Genomic DNA, 18,413 nt, shown 5'->3' with positions numbered 1-18,413 from the left:
GTTCCGACATCAAATGTCAAAACTGGTCTTTAAATATTTTTGAAAGAAACTAATTTCTAAGAGTAGAAACTAATTTTTGATTTAGAAAGTTCAATAGCCAGCGCTGCACTGAGCATTGTCGATGTGGCGCATTTATTTTTAAAATCCAAGGCATCCCGACTATATAAGTTGGGATAACTGTTTTTAAAAATGAGCGCAAAGCAGCTATTGGGCTTTATAAATAAAAATCTTATTTGCTTGCTTGTGCTAACTGTTGCTCATCTGCTCCAGTAGAAACTGCAGATTTCTCTACACGAATCTTAGAACTTCCTTCGCAACTTAGCAAGATGCTTGTATCACCCATTTCCAAAACTTTTCCGTGGATTCCACCGATAGTAACAACTTTGTCTCCTACAGCTAATGTCTCACGGAACTTTTTAAGCTCTTTTTGCTTTTTCATTTGTGGACGTATCATAAAGAAATAAAATACACCCAAAATAAGTAATAACATAACTAATTGCATTCCACCTTCTCCCATAACTTACTTTTTAATTTAAAATTTAAAATTCTATTTATTGTTTAGACTAGTCTAAAACCGTTGCTTGAATCATAATAACAGTTGAAGACGGACGTGTATTTGCCGATACTGATATTGGCTTTCTAATTACACCATTCCCTGTTTCATCTGTATTGATTGAAGCTCTGATGATTGTTGTTTCTCCTGGTTGTATTGGCTCTTGATCATATTCTGAAACTGTACAAGCACATGCAGCAGAAATTTTCGCTATTACAAGTGGATAATCTCCTGTATTCTTCATCTTGATTTCTGCCTCAACGATTTCTCCTTTAGCAACAGAACCGGCATTGTACAACTCTTGAACTTCAATAGTCGTATATTGTCCAACTTGTGCTTCTGTTTGTCCTCCTCCACATGAAAGTAGACCAAGAGAAATTACAGCCATTAAAAATACTTTTTTCATCTTATTATTTTTTATTTCATTAAACCTCTACCCACTTTTTGAATGTCACCAGTACCTTCAAGTTTCGTGATCGCTTTGTCTAAAATTCCATTGATGAACGCATTACTTTTTGGAGTACTGTAAAATTTAGAAATTTCAATGTACTCGTTCAATGTAACTTTCGTAGGGATATTACTGAATGTTGTTAACTCAGTAATCGCCAATTCCATCAATAAAACATCCATTTTAGCGATACGATCAAGTTCCCAGTTTTCCGTTAATTCATCGATGATTTTTAAATTCTCAGGACGATTTTTAATTGCTTGTCTCAATAAGTCAGCAATAAAATCTTCTTCATCGTCATTTGGTTTGTACAAAGGTAAAATAGCATGTTCTTCGCTACCTTCTTTGAATCCTTTGATGGTTTTAATCACCATAGAACAAGCCAAATCGATATCGTCCATCCAATAAACGCTTCTTTCTTCTAGATAATCGTATAAAAGTGGAAAGTTCGCTACTTCAGTTTTAAATAACTGAACGATGAATTCTTTGTCCTCATCAAATCCTTCTTTTTCATTATTCATGAATTCAAAGTAAATCTCTGATTGACGGATGTGGTTGTACAATTTACGCATCAATTCTTGACGATCATCACCAATCCAATTGGCTTTGTTGTCTTCTGCTTGATGACGCAATTCTGCACTTTCTTCAAGGATTTGAATAATTTTATTGTCAATGAACTTTAGATTTGGATTTAGATCCTCTTCCGCCGGTAACATTTTCTTTTTATTCTCTTCCACACGATGTTCTCCCTTTAGTTTTAACTCAGGGAAAATCATGAGCAACGAAATGTACAATTCATACATTTGGTCAACTGCTTTGAATAGTTCTTTTTTAGCCCACAAAAACTCTTTGTCCTCATGCTGTGAAAAAGCATAAAGCGTTTGGAGTACTTTTATACGTAAGTGTCTTCTGTTTAACATCTATTTTAATAAGGTAATTTAACTTTACCAACAGCTTCAATTCTTTCCTCAGCTACTTTGTTAGCAATAGCGTAAGCTGGAATATTTTCGTCTGATGAACGTTTTATGATTTCGTAAATTGTATCGTAAATACCTTCTGCTTTTTGTAATGCCCAAGCAGATGTATTACTCGTTAACTCTGCGTAAACGTTAATTACACCACCAGCATTAATTGCATAATCAGGAGCATAAATAATTCCTTTGTCAAGAACAGCTTGACCATGCTTAATTTCGTTTGCCAATTGGTTATTTGCAGATCCAGCAATGATTGAACATTTCAAACGAGAAAGTGTGTCATCATTTACCGTTGCACCTAAAGCACATGGAGCATAAATGTCCATATCGATGTCATAAATATCATTTAATCCAACAACTTTAGCTCCATAAGTTTCAGAAACATGCTTCAAAGTACCTTCATCAATATCAGAAATATAAACTTCTGCATTTTCAGCACGTAAATGTTTTACAAGGTATTCACCAACATGTCCAACTCCTTGAACTGCTATTTTTTTACCTGCTAAACTATCGCTTCCGAATTGTTTTTTAGCACATGCTTTCATTCCCATGTAAGTTCCCAAAGCAGTAATTGGAGAAGGATCTCCACTCTTACCTGGCAATCCAACAACGTGGTCAGTTTCCATATTTACCCACGTCATGTCTGTTGGAGAAATCCCAACGTCCTCAGCAGTAATGTATCTTCCCGCAAGACCGTTAACAAATTTTCCAAATCGACGGAATAAAGCTTCCGATTTCATTGTTTTTGAGTTACCAATGATTACAGCTTTTCCACCTCCAAGGTTCAATCCTGAGATAGAGTTTTTGTAAGTCATTCCACGAGACAAACGCAAAACGTCGTTTAATGCCTCAATTTCGTTGTTGTACATCCACATTCTTGTTCCTCCCAAAGCAGGACCTAAAGTTGTGTTATGTACAGCGATTATTGCTTTTAATCCCGTTGCATTATCATTACAAAATAATAGTTGCTCGTGATCGTACTCACTCATTGCTGCAATGACTGGATTGTCTACCAAATCCTCAGCGGTAACTTTTCTTGTTTCTATCATTGTATTATGCTTTTTTATACTTCATATAAAATCAAATGGCTACTTTTGTAGAACAAAAATGCTCATTCATTGTGCAAAAATAGGAAATTAATAGATGAAGTCTCTAAGCTATCTCAACAAATATTTTTTTAAGTACAAATGGCGCCTTTTATTAGGTGTTTTGTTCATTATAGGATCCAACTTTCTATATGTAAATATGCCCGTTATTGTGGGTGATGCTGTAGATCAATTCAAATCTGGTTTTGATGCTGATAATTGGCTCAATTTCGCATTGTCGTTAGGTGGAATGTATATTCTACTCTCGCTGGGAAAAGGAATCTTTTTATTCATGCAGCGCCAAACTATAATTGTTGTTTCTCGATATATTGAATTTGATTTAAAAAATGAAATTTACGCCCAATATCAAAAGCTTTCTTACAACTTTTACAAAAGAAATAATACAGGTGATTTAATGAACAGGATTTCTGAAGATGTTTCACACGTGAGACAGTATTTAGGTCCCGGAATAATGTACACAATTAGTACGACTATTCTTTTCGCTTTTACCGTAACTTTTATGGTGAATATTAGTCCAGAATTGACATTTTATACGCTATTGCCACTTCCATTATTGACTTTTATTATTTACAAAGTTTCAAGTATTGTAAATAAACAAAGTGTTAAAGTTCAGTTTCAACAATCGAAGATTTCAACGAAAGTACAAGAATCATTTTCTGGAATTACGGTGTTGAAAGCTTATGGCGCAGAAGAAAAATTCCAAGCTGATTTTAATGTTCATGTGAAAGGATATTTAGATCGTCACATGGATTTAGTGAAGACAAATGCTTTCTTCATGCCAACGATTACTTTTTTAATTGGACTGAGTACAATCATGGTTATTTATTTTGGAGGAATTCTTTCTTTTGAAACTCAAAATGGATTGACTTCAGGAGATATCGTAAAATTTATTTTCTACGTTAATATGTTGACTTGGCCATTAGCGAGTGTGGGTTGGGTAACCTCTATGATTCAACGAGCTGCGGCAAGTCAAGAGCGAATTAATGAGTTTTTAAGCGAAAAGCCAGACGTTGAAAATGCGACGAATGCACCTTTTGTTTTTGATGGAGATATTGAATTCAAAAATGTAAGTTATACTTTTCCTACTTCTGGTATTCAGGCAGTAAAGGACTTAAGTTTTACCATTAAAAAAGGCGAAACATTGGCCATAATTGGTAGAACGGGTTCTGGGAAAACAAGCGTTATTAATTTATTGATGCGTCAATTTGATCCAACTTCTGGAACTATAGCAATTGATGAAAAAGATTTGAAGGATATCAACGTAAATGATTACCGTAAACAAGCTGGAGTCGTGCCACAAGGTGTATTCTTATTCTCAGATTCTATTCGGAATAATGTAAGATTTGGATTGGCTGCAAATCAAGAAGCTACCGAAGAAGATGTAATTAAAGTTTTGGAAACAACGCATGTTTGGCACAATATCAAAGACTTTAAACAAGGTTTAGATACTGTTTTAGGAGAACGAGGTGTGAATCTTAGTGGTGGACAAAAACAAAGAATAAGCATTGCAAGAGCTTTAATCAGAAAACCAAAATTATTGATTTTTGATGATTGTTTATCTGCTGTTGATACCGAAACAGAAGAGATTATCTTGAATAATTTAAAAGAGACGCTTCATGGAACAACTTCATTGATAGTAAGTCACCGAGTTTCTTCAATTCGAAATGCGGATAGAATTTTGGTTTTAGCTGAAGGTGGAAAAATAGAAGAAGGAACACATGATGAACTTTTGGACTTAGGTGGTGTTTATTCGGAGACATACAACAAGCAATTACTGGAAGAACAAGAGGATTAATAATTGATAATTTATAATTGACAATTGATAATTCGTAACGTCAATTCGTAATTGATATTCCGATAGCTATCGGAACGTAATTTTTTTTTAAAATGAGAACAGAATTTATTCATATAAAAGGAGCCAAAGAACACAATCTTAAAAACATCGAAGTTAAAATTCCACATGGAAAAATGACTGTGATTACTGGATTGTCGGGTTCTGGAAAATCTTCTTTAGCTTTTGACACTTTGTATGCCGAAGGTCAGCGCCGATATATTGAAAGTTTATCTGCTTATGCGAGACAATTCCTTGGTAAATTAGACAAGCCAAGTGTTGATTTCATTAAAGGAGTTGCACCGGCAATTGCCATTCAACAGAAAGTTACTTCAACCAATCCGCGTTCAACTGTGGGAACGGTTACAGAAATATATGATTATTTAAAAGTCCTTTTTGCACGTGTAGGAAAAACATATTCGCCAATTAGTGGAAATGAAGTAAAGAAGCACGATGTTACTGATGTTGTAAATTTGATCAACAGCAAAGAAGAAGGTGAAAAGTTCATGGTTTTAGCTCCGGTTAAGAATTATGAACGTTACGGAATTGAACGTCAATTAAACATCTTTAAGGAACAAGGTTTTGCCAGAATTCGCATTGATGGAGAAGTTTTAAAAGTGGATGAAGCACTTGAGAAATCTTTAAAGAAAATCAAGACTTTAGAATTGGTAATCGACCGTTTAGGAGTGCGTAAAGAAGATGAAGACCATCAATCAAGAATAGCAGATTCCATTCAATTGAGTTTTGCTGAAGGTGATGGTGAATGTTGGATTTATTTCCCTAAAAATGAAGAAATTGTTCCGTTTTCTAATCGTTTTGAATTAGATGGAATGCAATTCGCTGAGCCCAATTTACATTTTTTTACTTTCAATAATCCTTACGGAGCTTGCGGAACTTGTGAAGGTTTCGGATCTGTAATTGGAGTGGATGAAGATTTAGTTATTCCAGATCGTTCACGTTCGCTTTATGACCAAGCTGTAATTCCTTGGAAAGGCGAGAAAATGAGCGAATATTTGAATCAATTCATTTCCCAAACATCTTCAATTGACTTTCCTATTCATAGACCAATTAAGGATTTAACGGATGAGGAATATGACATTCTTTGGAATGGTAGAAGAGGAATAAATGGAATAAATGATTTTTTCGATTACTTAAATACCAAAAAATATAAAATTCATGTGCGTGTTATGTTGGCGCGTTTTCGTGGTAAAACGAAATGTCCAGATTGTAAAGGAACACGGTTAAGAAAAGATGCCAATTATGTAAAACTAGGAGGGAAGAACATTTCAGAAATGATTTTGACTTCCATTGAGGATAATTTGGTGTTTTTTGAGAATATTGAATTAGATGCACAACAATTAGAGATTGGAAAGCGAATTTTAATAGAAATTCAAAACCGTTTAAATTGGCTGAATGAAGTTGGTTTGGGGTATTTAACTTTAAATAGACAAGCCAATACTTTATCTGGTGGCGAATCTCAAAGAATCAATTTAGCGACTTCTTTAGGAAGTAGTTTGGTCGGTTCAATGTATATTTTGGATGAACCAAGTATAGGATTACACCCAAAAGATATTGAGAAATTAGTAGGTGTTTTGAATGAATTGAAAGATTTAGGAAATACCGTAATCATTGTGGAGCATGAAGAAGCAATTATGCAAGCAGCCGATGAAATAATCGATATTGGTCCGCTGGCTGGTGTAAATGGAGGGGAATTAGTTTTTCAAGGAACGCACAAAGAGTTAATCAATGCGAAAAATAGTCTAACCGCTGATTATTTAACTGGAAGAGCTAAAATTCCCGTTCCAGCTAAGAGGCGAAATTTAAAAAGCGCTATTCATATTATTGAGGCATCAGAAAATAATTTAAAGAAAATCAGTGTTAAAATTCCATTGCACGGTATGGTTTGCGTTACTGGCGTAAGTGGTTCTGGGAAGTCGACATTAATTAAAGATATTTTATATCCAGCCTTATCAAAACAATTAGGAATTCATGGAAATCCAATTGGTAAGCACGCTGAAATTACGGGTGATTTTTCAGAAGTTGAAGCAATAGAATTTGTAGATCAGAATCCAATTGGACGTTCTTCAAGAAGTAATCCAGTGACTTATGTGAAGGCATTTGATGAAATCAGAACATTATATTCTCGTTTGAAATTATCAAAAATGAGAAATCTTAAACCAGGTTTCTTTAGTTTCAATGTTCCAGGTGGAAGATGTGAGGTTTGTGAAGGAGAAGGATTGATCACCGTTTCCATGCAATTTATGGCAGACATTCAATTGACATGTGAAGCCTGTAATGGTAAGCGATACAAAGAGGACGCATTAGAGATTAAATACCAAGATAAATCTATAGCTGATTTGTTAGCGATGGATATTGAAGAAGCTTTAGAATTCTTTAAAGCGCAAGAAGGGAATCTAGAAAAGAAAATAGTCGATAAAATTCAACCATTAGTTGATGTCGGATTAGGTTATTTAACAATGGGACAATCTTCTTCAACGTTATCAGGAGGAGAAGCACAAAGAATTAAATTGGCGTCTTTCCTAGTCAAAGCAAAGAATCCAACTAAGACATTGTTCATTTTTGACGAACCAACAACAGGATTACATTTTGATGATGTCAATAAATTATTGATTTCATTGAATCGATTAATCGATATCGGACATTCTGTTGTAATTATCGAACACGATATGGATGTGGTTAAAAATGCCGATTGGGTTATTGATTTAGGTCCCGATGGCGGAGTGAACGGAGGGAATCTCGTTACACAAGGAACACCAGAAGATATCATTAAAGTGAAGGAAAGTTATACGGGTCAGTTTTTGAAGGAAAAGCTTTTGTAATTATTAATGGTGAATTAATAATGTTTAATGGGTTGAAACTTTCTACTTAAACATTAAAAACACACGTTAATAATTAAACCTTAAACCTTAGTCATTTAAAGACAACCGTCTAGCGATAAATACGTTAAATATTAAACATTAATTAATAATTTTTTTTAAAAAAAACTATTATTATGAAAAACATTCTCAAATTTCTATTTGCTTTTTTATCTTTTGTTTTGATATTCTCTTCATGTAACAAGTATGAATTGGGTCCTGGATTAACTATTTTAACTAAAAAACAAAGAATCACAGGGAAATGGGAAAAACATTTGACCTATTCAGGCAATGGTTTTGAAGTAAAAAATGAAGGGATTCGAGAAATGGAAATCTTCAAGGACGGATTAATAACATATACATTAGATACTACTAGGTTTACTGGAAATTGGGAATTCATAAAAGATAAAGAATCCATTTCTATTACCAATGATTACTTCAAGCCTTCATCTTATAAGATGTTTAGGATCATAAAACTTAAAAATAAAGAGTTTTTGCTGGAAGATGAATTTGGCGTTGATCACCGCTACAAAAAAATAAAATAATCTATTTTCCATTTCTCAATTCTTTAATTATACTAAAGGCTATGCAGCTGATATTCTTAATTTAAGGTGGAATTCTTCTGTTCTATCGAAGAATTCCACCTTTCTTTTTATAATAATTATATAAAAAGCCAACCCTTTGTTTTACCTGTCGTCTAAAGGCAAATCAAAACAAATAAATATGAATAAAAATTACTTTTTAGCTGGATTTGCAGCATTGTTTATGGCTTCAACGGTGAATGCTCAAATCGTTTATACTGACATAACTGATGGAATTCCTGCTGGAATTGACTTTGATACTGACGGAACATTAGAATTTGAAATTACTGACGGGAGTGGTACAGCTGATTACATCACTTATTGGAACGGAGGAGCAGATAACAATATTCACGCAATTGGTAATATGACAGCAGGTGATTGGGATACGCCAGACTGTGTTGCTGATGGATTTACAATAGATGCTTCTAATAATTGGGAAGGTCAAGGAGATGCCTCAATCACAGCTTGGGGAGGTACAAATCCTACAGTGACAGAAGGAGCAGATGAGTATCTTGCTATGAAATTCAATTTAGGTGGAACGGAAGTTTATTACGGATGGGTAAGATTTGAATTAAATGGAACGACCGTTACTTATAAAGATTACGCTTATAATTCAACTGCTGGTGAAGCAATCGATGCGGGAGCAAAAGGAGGTCAAGGTGGAGTTGGACTTGTTTCAGAATCAATGAAAACAGGGATAAACCTTTATCCTAATCCGGCAACAGAGTATATTTCAATTCAGAATGAAAACGGTTTAAATATTTCTTCTGTAAAGATCCTAAATTCTTTAGGTGTTGAGGTATTGAATTTAAACACAAATAATTTTGAAACTAAAAATATTGATGTTTCAACTTTTACAAAAGGACTTTACTTTGTTCAATTATTTGGTGAGGGAAGTAAAATTGAAGCAAAAAGATTGATTATTCAATAATATATTGAGTAGTTGTTTCTTTATCTTTAACATTGGAGACTAACTCATTATAAAGTTTAAAAGCGAGGAGCAAAATGTTTCTCGCTTTTTTTTTCCTCAAAGTCATTAAATAAGAAGGTTTAAATTTTGTGTTATGGGTTCTAAACAATATTTTTGTTACTCAATTGATAATTAATAAAATGAAAAGTAATTTTAAATTTTTCCTAGCGATCTTGAGTGTTGTATTCGTATTCACAGCATGTAACAAATACGAAGAGGGTCCGATGCTTAGTGTTTTAACTAAAAAAGCAAGATTAACTGGAGATTGGAAAGTAGAAAAGCGAATTTCTGCTTCGGGTGATGTGCAACTCTTTCAAACTAATGAAGTTTTGAAAATCAATAAAAGTGGTTCTTTCGACATTTTTGTTGCCGATTCATTAACGAGATTTGGAACATGGGCCTTCGCCAAAGAAAAAGAATATGTTTACTTCACTTACAAAAAAGAAGGTGTTGACAATATCGATGAATTTAAAATCATAAGATTAAAAAACAAAGAATTGTGGATGGAAGATACTGAAGGAGTACAGTTTAATTATGTTCCTGCATAGGAAATAGTTAGATTTGATTCTGGTTGTTGATTCTGTAAACATTTACCGTGGATATATTGTAAAGCAATAAATCCACGGTATTTTTTTTGAAACATATCTACTGCAACATCCCATCAATTTTCTCTAAAAAACTATTGCTAAACCAATCGTGCGCTCCAACTTCTTCCATTATAATCTTTCCCTCTTGGTCTAAAACATAAGTGGTAGGCAAACTATTCGACTCAAATTCTTTAGGGTAATTACTTCCAGGAATATAAACAGGGAAAGTATAATTTTTCGAATCTAGAAACCTTTTAATAGTTGCAGGCTTTTCATTACTAACGAAGTAAAAAGCCAATTGATCTCCATATTTATCATACAATTTCTGTAGCGAAGGCATTTCTGCAACACACGGCGGACACCAAGTAGCCCACATATTCACGATTGTTATTTTTCCTTGCGCTTCGGAGAAATTATGTTGTTTCCCTTCTAGATCCACCAAAACCCAATCCATAGAATTAACGGTTTTTTGTTCGTCTGCTGCAATTTCAGATGGAGAACCAGCAAAAATCCGCTGTACAAATGACATCACGGGCATTCTTACGCTCGGAATAAACATCAATCCTATAAAAGCGACAAAAACTATATCCCATTTTCTTTTCTTTAACCAAGTTTTAGTTTTATCATTCATTCTTAATAGCTATTTGTGCTCAATAAAACCAAAGTACAAGCAATTTCAGATTCAATTCCGTTTTTGCTTAATTGCTTTTCAAATTCTGGATTTTCAGTTCCAGGATTAAAAATCACACGTTTCGGTTTGAGATCAATTATTGTGTCGTAATAAGAAGTTTGATTTTTTGCTGAGAGATATAAGGTAACTGTATCAATTTCTTCATTACTCGGAAATTCAGTTGAAATAACTGTCTCATTTATTTTACCAGCTTTATTTCCATAAGCCAAAACAGGTACGTCATGCTTTTGTAACATGCGAACCGCTTTATTTGCATAGCGATCTAATTTCTCGCTAGCGCCAATTACTAATGTTTTCTTCGTTTTCATAAAAGCAAAGATAAGTAAAGAGAAGAAGGAAACACAAACGAAAATCTTTACAAATGTTAAGAGTGATAAATGTTACCTGTGGTAACTATAAATAGCTTCTTACAATGACTTATTATATCGATGGATTGACATCAGCACTTCGTATGAGATCCTTCTAATTTTAGAAATCAAAGATTTTTCTGATGGAAGGATCTTTTTGGAGATAAAGAGTAGTGTTGTCAACCGGATTCTACTTTTCTTTAGATGGGTTGTTTCATCATAAGAACCATCCTTTTCGGTCCCTCCAAACCCATTACAAAATTTACTTTCGATCATTCTTTTCATATACCAAAGGAAAAGCCTAAAAAAATTTTAAATTTGTCCCTTAAATCAATACATTATTTTAATGCTACAATTATCAGATCGTTTGTTGGCCATGGAGGAATCGGCAACCTTGGCAATGTCTCGCAAAAGTCGTGAACTGAAAAGTCAAGGACTGGATATTATCTCTTTGAGTTTAGGGGAGCCAGATTTCCATACTCCAGATTTTGTTAAAGAGGCAGCGGTTGAGGCGATGGAACAAAATTATACAACGTATACACCTGTTCCTGGTTATGATGAATTACGTCAGGCTGTTGCTGATAAATTCAAGCGTGACAATGGATTGCATTATGATATGGATCAGATTGTAGTTTCTACGGGAGCAAAGCAATCTATTGCTAATCTAATGATGAGCCTTGTTAATCCTGGAGATGAGGTTTTAATTCCTGCTCCGTACTGGGTTTCCTACATTGAAATCGTGAAAGTTGCAGGAGGAGTTCCCGTAATTGTGGAATCTTCTATCGACACTGATTTTAAAGTAAATGGCGCAGCAATTAAAGCGAAAATTACTGATAAAACAAAAGCTATTATATTTTCTTCTCCTTGTAATCCAACGGGTTCAGTTTATTCAAAAGAAGAATTGAAAGATATTGCTGGTGCTTTTGCAGATTATAAAGACATCACTATTATTTCGGATGAAATTTATGAGCACATTAATTTTGTGGGAAAACACGAAAGTATTGCTCAATTTGAAGAGGTTTATGAGCAAACAGTAACCATCAACGGAATGTCAAAAGCTTGGGCAATGACAGGATGGAGAATAGGATACATTGGTGCACCAAAAGCAATCGCAGCGGCATGTAGTAAAATGCAAGGTCAATTTACAAGTGGTGCAAATTCTATTGCTCAACGTGCTTCAATTGCGGCTTTAAAGAAAGACCCTTCTTATTTGAAGGATATGTTAGCAGCTTTTAAAAATAGACGTACTTTGGTCTTGAATGCTTTGAGATCAATGGATGGAGTAGAGGTTAATGAGCCAGAAGGTGCATTTTATTTCTTCCCAGATATTTCTAGTTTCTTCGGAAAGTCTTATGATGGGAAAACAGTTAAAGATGCTAACGATTTAGCTTTGTATTTACTAGAAGAAGCATTGGTAGCGGTTGTTACAGGAGATGCTTTTGGTGATCCAAATTGTATGCGTATTTCTTATGCGACTGATGAAGCAACATTAACTAAAGCAATGGACCGCATTAAAACGGCTTTACAAAAACTAAAGTAATGACATTGGAAACGCTCTTCGAAGAATTCAAGACAAAGAAAATTATTGTACTGGGAGATGTGATGATTGACGCATATCTTTCTGGTCGTGTAGATCGTGTGAGCCCAGAAGCGCCTGTTCCTATCGTAAATTTCTCAAAACGAGAAGAACGTTTAGGAGGAGCTGCTAACGTAGCATTAAACTTAATAAGTTTAGGTGCTCAGGTTACAATGAGTACGGTAATTGGTCAAGATCAAGAAGCCGAAACAATGCTTCAATTGATGGAAGAGCGATCTATTTCTACTTCAGGAATAATTCGTTCCAAAGAGCGTCAAACGACAATAAAAACGCGTGTTATTGGAAATCATCAACAATTGTTGCGTGTAGACCAAGAACAAACCAATGATATATCGGAATCAGAAGAGCAAGCACTTTTAAATGACCTTGAAAAGTTATTGAAAGCTGGTTGTGATGCATTGATTTTTCAAGATTACAATAAAGGAGTACTGACAGAGACATTAATTGAAAAAGTGATTGCCTTAACAAAGCAATACAATGTTTTGACAACGGTAGATCCAAAATTGAAAAACTTTTTGGCTTATAAAGGAGTGACTTTATTTAAGCCGAATTTAAAAGAGTTGAGTGAAGGTGTGCAAATGAAAATCGATTTTGCTAATGAACCATCTCAGTTTGAAAAAGCAATTGAAAAGTTAAAATCAATTGTTCATCCAGATATTGTATTTGTTACACTGAGTGAGCATGGAGTTTTTATTGAGAATAAAGATAAAAAACATCATATATCAGCGCACAAAAGAACTATTTCTGATGTTTCAGGAGCGGGAGACACAGTTATCAGTGTTGCAACATTGTGTTTAGCCGCTGGCGTAAATATTGAAACGCTTGCCGCAATGGCAAATTTGGCTGGAGGAATTGTATGTGAATACAGAGGAGTTGTGGCAATTAAAGCACACGAGTTACTTGATGAGGCTAAAAAACTAGAAATTAAATGCTAAGCGATTTTAGAGAAAAGGTCAATTTAAGCCTGTACAATTCTAAAAACGCTGTACTCTCTTTATTCAGATGGTTGCACATCATTATTGCATTGTCAATGATGGGGGTTCTCACTTATTATTATGGGTTTCCTCAAACAAGTGAATCAGAAGAATTCTTAATTAGAATAATAGAATTTAGTTTTCTATTTTACATCATTCGATATATTGTAAAGATCATTTATGATTATGATCCTCTTCAATATATGAAGCGGCATTGGGTAGAAACCATAATAGTGTTTCTGCTTGTTATAGAGGGAGTTTCGTATAATTTGTTTGGTGTTATTATCGCTTCTAAATTTTTCGAATCTATTGGTTTTGAAGATTTCACGGATTTCTCTAATTTAACAATTCAACTCTTTTTTGTTGCTTATATATTCATGGAAATCTTCAAGAAACGTGATTTTAGGCAATACTTCAAGATCCATCCTGGCTTACTTTTTACATTATCAATTTTTGGAATTATCCTTATCGGAACAGGACTTTTAATGTTGCCTGAAATGACCGTTGTAGATTATAATATTTCATTTATAGATAGTCTATTTATCTCTACTTCTTCAACAAGTGTAACTGGTTTGGCAACGGTGGATGTAGCGACAATTTTGACCACAAAAGGACAGATTGTGGTAATGTTATTAATTCAACTTGGCGCCTTAAATACCATTGCCTTTGCGGCACTCTATCTACTAATTGCAAAATTTGGTGTAGGAATTAAACAACACGATGTAATTGAAGATTTTGTAAATAATACCTCTTTTTTGGATACTGAAACGATGTTTTATAAAATAGTAAAATGGACTTTAGTCATTGAGTTTCTCGGCTTCATTTGTGTGTTTATTTTACTAGAACCTTCGGGAATGTTTGAAAATACTTCAACTAGAATGTTTCATGCATTATTTCATTCTATTTCAAGTTTTTGTAATGCTGGATTAACGACCATTCCAAATGGATTAATGAATAGTTTAGTTGTTGAAAATTATCTATTGCATGGTGTGACTTTAGGATTGTTCTTCTTAGGTGGACTTGGGATGATTTATTTGTTTGATATTTTTGGAATTCGTAGTTTGAGAAGAAGAATGAAATATCCTTGGAAAACATTGAGATTTGATACGAAAATCACGCTCTATACAACTTTAATTCTTTTGGTATTAGGTGCTGTTGTTTTCTATGCCTTTGAATACGACCGAAGTCTAAGTGATAAATCTGGGTTTGGAACATTGATTACAACTTTATTTCATTCAATGACAACAAGAAATGCTGGATTTAGTACAGTTGATATTTCTGCTTTGAGTTTACCAGTACTTGTGTTTTTCCTATTCCTTATGTTTGTTGGAGCAAGTTCAGGTTCATCTGGTGGGGGAATTCGTGTTTCTACCTTCGCTATTATGGTGAGTTCTGTAGTTTCTACAATTAAAGGGAAGCCGCATGTTGAGCTTTTTAAACGCACAATTGATAATGATTTAGTATTAAAAGCATATTCTATCTTCGTATTTTTCGTGGTAGGTAACTTAATTGGTATTTTTGCACTTTTAGTAACAGAATACGAAGCTATAGAAGCAGGGAAAATTGCATTAATTGATATTATATTTGAACATGTTTCAGCAGCAAGTACTGTTGGATTATCGACTGGGATAACAGCCGAATTAACAGAGCCTGGGAAAATTGTATTAATTATTGCAATGTTTGTTGGTCGTGTTGGAACATTAACGATTGCTTATTTGTTTGGTAAGCAAGTAATGAGTAGAAGATATAAATACCCGAAAGGGCACACAATGATTGGTTAATTATGTCAGAGAAGAAAGTTGTTAAACCGTATAACAAAGTAGATAAATCTAAAAAAGAGGAAGTTGCTGAAATGTTTGATAATATATCAGCAAAGTATGATTTTCTGAATCATTTTATGTCCTTAGGAATTGATCACTTATGGCGTAAGCGAGCTATCAATATGTTGAAAGCAAGTAAGCCAAAGAAAATTATTGATTTAGCTACAGGAACTGGTGATTTTGCTTTGGCAGCATTAAAATTGAATCCAGAAAAAGTAGTTGGAGTGGATATTTCTAATGGAATGTTAGAAAAAGGTCGCGAAAAAATGAAGAAAAGAGGAAAGGAAGATATCATTTCTATGGTGTACGGAGATTCTGAAGATTTACCTTTCGCAGACAATGAATTTGACGCTCTAACAGTAGGTTTTGGAGTAAGAAATTACGAAAACTTAGAAAAAGGATTGGCTGAAATGCTGAGAGTAATCAATGTTGGTGGTACAGCAGTAATTCTTGAGTTTTCAAAACCTAAGAAATTTCCAATCAAGCAGTTTTTTGGTTTTTATTCCAAGTATGTTATTCCTACTTTGGGGAAAACAATTTCAAAAGATAGCTCAGCTTATGAGTATCTTCCAGAATCTGTTGCTGCATTTCCAGAAGGTCAAGATTTCTTAGATATTCTTAATAAAGTTGGATATAAAAATACAACAGCAAGATTAGTATCTGGTGGAATTGCGACTATTTACACGGGTGTAAAATAAAAAGAACTGTAAAACGTTTGATTAAGGCATGGTAAGAAAGTTAATCTTCATATTGATGATTTCTCTTGTAGGAATTAATAGTGGTTTAACACAACGTAGTCCACTTACGCAGAACTATAGAAAGTTTGATCGCAAACTTGTTCACTTTGGTTTTATGTTGGGTGTAAATACGTCTGATTTTTCTACAGAATATAAGCCCAATATGCTAGTCGATTACGATATGTATTCGATTACAAACAAAAGTCAGCCCGGATTCCAATTGGGATTAATTAGTTCGCTAAAGCTGGGGACACCTTTATTGCGTTTGCGATTTGTTCCTTCCTTGTCTTTTCAAGAACGAATTTTGTATTTTACCTATTATTCTGACGATCCTTTAAAGGAATTTGAAGAATATGAAGAGCGCGTCGGTTCAACAAATTTAGACTTCCCACTTTTATTGAAGTTTAGAACAGCGCGCTATAATAATTTTGCAGCCTATTTTATTGGTGGGGCACAATACACCTTAGATTTACAGTCAAAACAAGAAAATTCACAGAAATTTGGAGATCCTTTTATCAAATTATTTCGAGATGATTTTCAAGTACAGGCTGGTGCAGGAGTAGATTTCTTCTTACCGTTTTTTAAATTCGGTATTGAAGTGAAGTATTCTCACGGACTTAAAAATGCATTGATACAAGATGATACCCGTCTGTCAAAACCAATTGAGGCTTTGTATAACAGAGTGTGGTGGATTTCACTAACTTTCGAAGGATAATGGAAAACATGGTTCAAATTCAAATCTTGCCAGAGCAGCTGCAGGACGAAGATTATATTCTCAATCTTGCCAATAAGAAAAACAGAGGGAATAGAGACGACTTGCCTTTTTTCTTTATCCGCAAACGATCAATTGACGCTCGGAAAAATCCTGTAAAATATAATCTACAAGTAGTTTTATCTAAGGAAAAGCCAGAATTGACTGTTTCAGAAGTGAAATACGGAAACGTATCTGATGGAAAACCAGTTCACATTATTGGAGCTGGACCTGCAGGATTATTTGCCGCATTAGAAGCCATTGAATTGGGATTAAAGCCAATTATTTACGAACGTGGAAAAGATGTTAGAGAACGCAGAAGAGATTTGGCCGCAATCAATAAAGAACATATTGTTAATCCTGAATCGAACTATTGTTATGGTGAAGGAGGAGCAGGAACATACTCTGATGGAAAGCTTTACACACGCTCAAAAAAACGAGGAAATGTCCTTAAAGTTTTAGAGCTTTTTGTTCAATTTGGATCGCCTTATGATATTTTAGTAGACGCACATCCACACATCGGAACAAATAAATTGCCAGCGATTATTACTGCAATGCGCGAGCAAATTATTGAAAGTGGAGGAGAAGTTCATTTCAATACAAAAGTGACTGACTTTATTATTGAAAATGATAAAATCAAAGGTTTAGAATTAAATCATGATTCAAAAGTAGAAGCGGAACATGTTATTTTAGCGACTGGTCATTCAGCGAGAGATATCTTTAGTCTTTTAAAAGAGAAGAATGTCAAAATGGAAGCCAAAGGTTTTGCTTTAGGAGTTCGAATTGAGCATCCGCAAGAATTGATTGATAAAATTCAATATCACGGCAGGGTAAATGACGATTTCTTACCACCAGCAACTTATAGTTTAGTTACACAAGTGAATGACACTGGCGTTTACTCATTTTGTATGTGTCCGGGTGGAATTGTAGCTCCATGTGCAACATCTCCAGGAGAAGTAGTTACCAATGGTTGGTCGCCTTCAAAAAGAAATAATCCATATTCTAATTCAGGAATTGTGGTGGAAATTGATCCAACGCGTTTACCAAATTACGAACCAAATAATCCATTTGTCGGATTAGATTTTCAGGCTTCTGTTGAAAAAGCATGTTGGGAAGCAGGAGGAAAAACACAAGCTGTTCCAGCACAGCGCATGATAGATTTCGTAAACGGAAGAGTTTCTAAAGACTTGCCCAAAAGTAGTCACCAACCGGGCATGAAAATTGTTGATTTGAATAAAGTTCTTCCAACATTTATCGCCAATAATTTGCGTAAAGCCTTAAAAGCATTTGGTAAGAAAATGGATGGATATCTAACAAATGATGCTGTTTTAATGGCACCAGAATCAAGAACGTCTTCACCCATTTCTATTCCGCGTGATCCAGAAACATTACAACATGTTGAAATTTCAGGATTATATCCATGTGGTGAAGGAGCAGGTTATGCCGGAGGAATTGCCTCAGCAGCTGTTGACGGATTGAATTGTATTCAGGCGATTGCGAGGGTTATTGAAGAAATGAAAAATGAAGAATGAAAAATGAAAAGAGGAAAATTCAAGGATTGAAAAATTCA

At 34.4% G+C, this 18,413-nt stretch carries 17 protein-coding genes; 11 read left to right on the top strand and 6 right to left on the bottom strand.

Translation table 11 applies throughout. The annotated features are described in order from the left end of the window. Window positions 1-229: 229 nt before the first annotated feature. From yajC to ERX46_RS06585, 4 genes are read right to left on the bottom strand one after another with little or no spacing between them, the layout of a single operon-like run. Window positions 230-517 carry a preprotein translocase subunit YajC gene (gene yajC, locus ERX46_RS06600; protein WP_242494543.1) on the bottom strand — a complete coding sequence of 96 codons (288 nt, stop codon included), beginning with the start codon at window positions 515-517 and terminating at the stop codon, window positions 230-232. A gap of 46 nt (window positions 518-563) precedes the next feature. Continuing rightward, window positions 564-959 carry a DUF1573 domain-containing protein gene (locus ERX46_RS06595; RefSeq protein WP_130093046.1) on the bottom strand — a complete coding sequence of 132 codons (396 nt, stop codon included), beginning with the start codon at window positions 957-959 and terminating at the stop codon, window positions 564-566. 11 nt (window positions 960-970) lie between these two features. Next, a complete protein-coding gene (gene nusB / locus ERX46_RS06590; RefSeq protein ID WP_130093045.1) occupies window positions 971-1,921 on the bottom strand; it encodes a transcription antitermination factor NusB in 951 nt (316 codons plus the stop codon). A 5-nt stretch (window positions 1,922-1,926) separates the two neighbouring features. Beyond that, window positions 1,927-3,024: a Glu/Leu/Phe/Val dehydrogenase dimerization domain-containing protein gene (locus tag ERX46_RS06585; protein WP_130093044.1), complete on the bottom strand. Its 1,098-nt coding sequence runs from the start codon at window positions 3,022-3,024 to the stop codon at window positions 1,927-1,929. Window positions 3,025-3,118: 94 nt separating this feature from the next. Between ERX46_RS06585 and ERX46_RS06580 the strand changes: the two genes are divergently transcribed. From ERX46_RS06580 to ERX46_RS06560, 5 genes are all read left to right on the top strand, one after another. Further along, window positions 3,119-4,876 carry an ABC transporter ATP-binding protein gene (locus ERX46_RS06580; protein ID WP_130093043.1) on the top strand — a complete coding sequence of 586 codons (1,758 nt, stop codon included), beginning with the start codon at window positions 3,119-3,121 and terminating at the stop codon, window positions 4,874-4,876. 92 nt (window positions 4,877-4,968) lie between these two features. Then, window positions 4,969-7,752 carry an excinuclease ABC subunit UvrA gene (gene uvrA / locus ERX46_RS06575; RefSeq protein ID WP_130093042.1) on the top strand — a complete coding sequence of 928 codons (2,784 nt, stop codon included), beginning with the start codon at window positions 4,969-4,971 and terminating at the stop codon, window positions 7,750-7,752. Between the two features lie 173 nt (window positions 7,753-7,925). Further along, window positions 7,926-8,333: a hypothetical protein gene (locus ERX46_RS06570; protein ID WP_130093041.1), complete on the top strand. Its 408-nt coding sequence runs from the start codon at window positions 7,926-7,928 to the stop codon at window positions 8,331-8,333. Between the two features lie 178 nt (window positions 8,334-8,511). Then, window positions 8,512-9,300 (top strand): T9SS type A sorting domain-containing protein, encoded by a 789-nt coding sequence (locus ERX46_RS06565; protein WP_130093040.1) that lies wholly within the window; start codon window positions 8,512-8,514, stop codon window positions 9,298-9,300. 179 nt (window positions 9,301-9,479) lie between these two features. Next, window positions 9,480-9,887, top strand: coding sequence for a hypothetical protein (locus ERX46_RS06560; RefSeq protein ID WP_130093039.1), 408 nt, complete (start codon window positions 9,480-9,482; stop codon window positions 9,885-9,887). Window positions 9,888-9,984: 97 nt separating this feature from the next. Here ERX46_RS06560 and ERX46_RS06555 read toward each other — a convergent pair whose 3' ends face one another. Further along, window positions 9,985-10,557, bottom strand: a complete 573-nt coding sequence (locus tag ERX46_RS06555) for a TlpA family protein disulfide reductase (RefSeq protein WP_130093038.1) — start codon at window positions 10,555-10,557, stop codon at window positions 9,985-9,987. 2 nt (window positions 10,558-10,559) lie between these two features. Next, complete coding sequence (locus ERX46_RS06550; RefSeq protein WP_130093037.1) at window positions 10,560-10,925, bottom strand: CoA-binding protein; 366 nt, start codon at window positions 10,923-10,925, stop codon at window positions 10,560-10,562. 385 nt (window positions 10,926-11,310) lie between these two features. Here ERX46_RS06550 and ERX46_RS06545 point away from each other — a divergent pair, with 385 nt between their 5' ends. The 6 genes from ERX46_RS06545 to ERX46_RS06520 are packed head-to-tail and all read left to right on the top strand — an operon-like array spanning window position 11,311 to window position 18,375. After that, on the top strand, window positions 11,311-12,504 hold the full coding sequence (locus ERX46_RS06545; RefSeq protein WP_130093036.1) for a pyridoxal phosphate-dependent aminotransferase: 1,194 nt from the start codon (window positions 11,311-11,313) through the stop codon (window positions 12,502-12,504). Beyond that, a complete protein-coding gene (locus ERX46_RS06540; RefSeq protein WP_130093035.1) occupies window positions 12,504-13,496 on the top strand; it encodes a bifunctional heptose 7-phosphate kinase/heptose 1-phosphate adenyltransferase in 993 nt (330 codons plus the stop codon). The genes ERX46_RS06545 and ERX46_RS06540 overlap by 1 nt, the downstream gene beginning before the upstream one ends. Continuing rightward, complete coding sequence (locus ERX46_RS06535) at window positions 13,490-15,316, top strand: TrkH family potassium uptake protein (RefSeq protein ID WP_130093034.1); 1,827 nt, start codon at window positions 13,490-13,492, stop codon at window positions 15,314-15,316. The genes ERX46_RS06540 and ERX46_RS06535 overlap by 7 nt, the downstream gene beginning before the upstream one ends. 2 nt (window positions 15,317-15,318) lie before the next feature. Continuing rightward, window positions 15,319-16,053, top strand: coding sequence for a bifunctional demethylmenaquinone methyltransferase/2-methoxy-6-polyprenyl-1,4-benzoquinol methylase UbiE (gene ubiE, locus ERX46_RS06530; protein ID WP_130093033.1), 735 nt, complete (start codon window positions 15,319-15,321; stop codon window positions 16,051-16,053). Window positions 16,054-16,081: 28 nt separating this feature from the next. After that, on the top strand, window positions 16,082-16,807 hold the full coding sequence (porT, locus tag ERX46_RS06525) for a type IX secretion/gliding motility protein PorT/SprT (RefSeq protein ID WP_130093032.1): 726 nt from the start codon (window positions 16,082-16,084) through the stop codon (window positions 16,805-16,807). Further along, window positions 16,807-18,375, top strand: coding sequence for an NAD(P)/FAD-dependent oxidoreductase (locus ERX46_RS06520; RefSeq protein ID WP_130093031.1), 1,569 nt, complete (start codon window positions 16,807-16,809; stop codon window positions 18,373-18,375). Before porT ends, ERX46_RS06520 begins: the two co-directional genes overlap by 1 nt. Window positions 18,376-18,413: the final 38 nt, after the last annotated feature.

The sequence above is a fragment of the Brumimicrobium glaciale genome (genome assembly GCF_004152935.1).
Taxonomy (GTDB): Bacteria; Bacteroidota; Bacteroidia; order Flavobacteriales_D; family Crocinitomicaceae; genus Brumimicrobium; species Brumimicrobium glaciale.
This window is presented reverse-complemented; position numbering and strand designations above follow the sequence as displayed.